2 protein-coding genes and 1 pseudogene are annotated in these 3,523 nt (G+C 75.1%); all 3 read right to left on the reverse strand.

Features of this window, described 5'->3' with window-relative positions; genetic code table 11:
- Positions 1-818, reverse strand: an 818-nt coding sequence (locus SSOG_RS09645; RefSeq protein ID WP_039940880.1) for an ABC transporter permease, incomplete at its 3' end; no start/stop codon positions are given.
- A complete protein-coding gene (locus SSOG_RS09650) occupies positions 812-2,350 on the reverse strand; it encodes a sugar ABC transporter ATP-binding protein (RefSeq protein WP_009714029.1) in 1,539 nt (512 codons plus the stop codon). The genes SSOG_RS09645 and SSOG_RS09650, both read right to left, overlap by 7 nt.
- Before the next feature lie 1,023 nt (positions 2,351-3,373).
- Positions 3,374-3,523 (reverse strand): annotated as a pseudogene (locus SSOG_RS48270) (sugar kinase); the annotation flags it as partial.

Raw genomic sequence — 3,523 nt, forward strand, 5'->3', positions numbered from 1 at the left:
GAGCCGGTGAGGATGACCAGCATGAACGCGGCGATGCCGCAGCACAGCCCGGACAGCAGGTACAGCAGCAGCCGCTGGCGCCGTACGTCGATGCCCGCGAGCCGGGCCGCCTCCGGGTTGCCGCCGATGGCGACGGTGCGGCGGCCGAAGGTCGTACGGCCCAGCAGCAGCCAGCCGAGGACCGTGACCGCGGCGAAGATCATCACCAGCGGGGGGATGCCGAGCACGTAGGAGTCGCGGAGCCCGAGGTCCAGGACCGGCTTGACGGTGACGACCTGCGTCTTGCCGTCGCTGATCTGGAGCGCGAGGCCGCGCGCGGAGGCCAGCATGGCGAGGGTGACGATGAACGGGACCACGCCGCCGTACGCGATGAGCACACCGTTGACCAGGCCGCAGCCGAGCCCCACCAGCACGGCGCACAGCAGGATGCCGCCGAACCCGTAGTCCTGGGTGGCGAGCGTGGTGGCCCACACCGAGGCGAGCGCGACCATCGCGCCGACGGACAGATCGATGCCGCCGCTGGTGATGACGAAGGTCACGCCGACGGTGACGACGCCGATGACGGACGCCTGGGTGAGGACGAGTTGCAGATTGTCGGTGCTCAGGAACGCGTCGGGCTTGGTGATGCCGCCCACGACGACGAGGACGGCGAGCACGCCGAGGAGGGAGAGGTTGCGGACGTCGGCGAGGCGTCTGAGGCCGCCGCCCTTGGCCGGTGGTCCGGCGGCGGGCCCGGGTCCGGCCGCCTTCGTGAGCGTGGCGGCGGCGCCGGGAACGGCGTCCGACCCGGTGTCGGCGCCTCCGGGTGAGTTCAGCACGACGGGCTCCCTTCCATCACGAGATCGAGGACGCGGTGCTCGTCCAGTTCGCCCGCGGGCGCCGTATGTACGACACGCCCCTCGCGGAGCACCAGCACCCGGTCGGCGAGACCGAGGACTTCGGGCAGTTCGCTGGAGACCAGCAGCACCGCCATGCCCTCGTCGGCGAGGCGGCGGATCACCGCGTACAGCTCGGCGCGGGCGCCGACGTCGACCCCGCGGGTGGGCTCGTCCAGCAGCAGCACCCGGCAGCCGCGCAGCAGCCAGCGCGCGAGCACCGCCTTCTGCTGGTTGCCGCCGGACAGCGTGCGCACCGGCCGCTCCGGGTCGTCCGGATGCAGCGACAGATCGCGCACGCTGCGGCGGGCCGCCTCGCGCTCGGCGCCGCGGTCCAGCCAACCGGCGCGGGAGAAGCGGGCGAGGGAGGAGACGGAGACGTTACGGGTGACGGACTCCAGCATCAGCAGCGCCTGAGCCTTGCGTTCCTCGGGCGCCAGCCCGAGCCCGGCGCGTACGGCCGCGGACACGCTGCCGGGGCGCAACGGGCGCCCGTCGACGAGGACGCGGCCCGCGGTGGGGCGGCGGGCGCCGTAGACGGTCTCCAGGATCTCGGACCGGCCGGAGCCGACGAGTCCGGCGAGCCCCACGATCTCGCCGGGTGCCAGGTCGAGGTCGACCGGCTCGAACTCCCCGTCCCTGGCCAGCCCTTGGAGGCGCAGCACGGGTTGCTCAGGGGTGGGGGCTTCGGTGGTGCGGCGCGGGAACGCGTACTCGACATCGCGGCCCGTCATCAGCGCGACGACGTCCCGGGTGGGCGTCGTACGGGCGGGCAGCCCGCGGGCGGCCGCGCGGCCGTCCTTCAGCACGGTGACGCGGTCGCCGATGCGGCGGATCTCCTCCAGCCGGTGCGAGATGTAGACGACCGCCACGCCGCCGGTCGTGAGGTCGCCGACGATACGGAAGAGGTTGTCCACCTCGTCGGGGTCGAGCGCGGCCGACGGCTCGTCCATGACGATCAGCCGTACGTCGTGCGAGAGGGCGCGGGCCATGGACACGATCTGCTGTGCGGCGGCGGAGAGTTCGCCCACCAGCCGGCGCGGGTCGATCTCGGGGTGCCCGAGGCGGGCCAGCAGCTCGGCGGCGGTGGCCCGGGCGGCCCGGGACCGTACGAAGCCCGCGGTGGCGGGCTCGTGGCCGAGGAAGATGTTCTCGGCCACGGACAGGCCCTCCACCAGGTCGAGTTCCTGGTAGATGGTGGCGATGCCGAGGCGCATGGCGGCGACGGGCGACTTGAGGGCAACGGGCGCGCCCTGCCACACGATCTCCCCGCCGTCCGGCTGATGGGCCCCGGCCAGCACCTTGATCAGCGTGGACTTGCCCGCGCCGTTCTGCCCCAGCAGGCAGTGCACCTCGCCCGCCTGGACGTCGAGATCGACGCCGTCGAGGGCCCGTACGCCGGGGAAGGACTTGGTGATGCCGGACATGGTGAGCAGCGGGGGCGGGTTTGTCTGACGCGGTGCGGGTGGTGCCATGGCGAGCCTCCTCGGGCGGGTCGCTGTGGCGCTGCGGATCGCTGTGCGGGGTGCGGGGTGCGGGGTGCGGGGTGCGGGGTGCTGTGGTGCCGTTCGCTTGTGCCGTGCGGGTGGTGCGTCTGCTGCTCTCCCCCACCCCGCCCCTCCCCGACCCCGGGGCTCAGCCCCGGCCCCCGCTCCTCAAACGCCGGAGGGGCTGGTGGTGGTGCAAAGCCCCCCCCCGGCCACCGGCGGCAGGTGCCCCGGGGCCGGGGTGCTCCGGGTCGCCGGGCACCCGGTTTCCGGATCCGGGACCGGGACCGGGGCCAGGTCCGGCCCCAGGTCCGGTCCGGGCCCAGGGCCCGGGGCGCCCGGTGCCTCGGTTCGGGGCGCCGGGTTCCCTGGAGTCGGGGCCAGGCTCCCGGTGCTCCGGATCCGGGGCTCCGGGCCCCCGTCCCCGGTCGTCCAGGTCCGGGCCCAGGCGTCCGGCTCGGGAGCCGGGACCGGGGCCAGGGCTCCCGGGGGAACCCCCGGGCCCGGGACTCCGGGCCGGACCCGCTTTCGCGTTTCCGGGCCCGGGCCGAGACCAGGCCCAGGCCCAGGTCCGGATCCGGCCCCGGGCCAAGGTCCGGGCCCAGCGCGCGGGTCCGGGCCCAAGCCCGGGTCCGGGCGCCGAGACCGGGTCGGGCGCCGAGACCGGGGTCCGGGCCCAAGTCCGGGTCCGGGCGCCGAGACCAGGGCCCGGCCCCAAGTGCGGGTCCAGGTCCGGGGCCCGAGTCCGAGCCCAGGCCAGGGTTCGGGCCCTGGCGTCCAGGTCAGGGGCGGAGCCCCTGACCTCCAGAGGCCCGGGGTGGAGCCCTGGCCCCGCAGGCCCGAGGCGGAGCCTCTACCCCCGGTCGGGAGTGGGGCCCAGGCCCGGGGTGGAACGCGGTCGGTTGGAATCGGGAAGGGGCGGGGTGGGGAAAGGGCGCTGTGCCTCGGTACGGCCCGATCCGCGGGGCGGGCCGTAGGGACGGGGCCGGGCAGGGGCGCCCGGCGGATGGGTCAGGCCGGTGAGAAGAGGTGGTCGCTGATCAGACGGGCCGCGCCGGTGACCCCCGCGGCCGGGCCCAGTTCGCCCAGCACGATGGGGAGGTTGCCGGTGGCGAGCGGAAGGGACTGACGGTAGACCTGGGTGCGGATGGCGGCGAGGAG

Source organism: Streptomyces himastatinicus ATCC 53653 (assembly GCF_000158915.1).
Taxonomy (GTDB): domain Bacteria; phylum Actinomycetota; class Actinomycetes; order Streptomycetales; family Streptomycetaceae; genus Streptomyces; species Streptomyces himastatinicus.

Coding starts and splice junctions, on each gene's coding strand:
- SSOG_RS09650 (WP_009714029.1), bottom strand. CDS start 2,350: ATGGCACCACCCGCACCGCGTCAGACAAACCCGCCCCCGCTGCTCACC.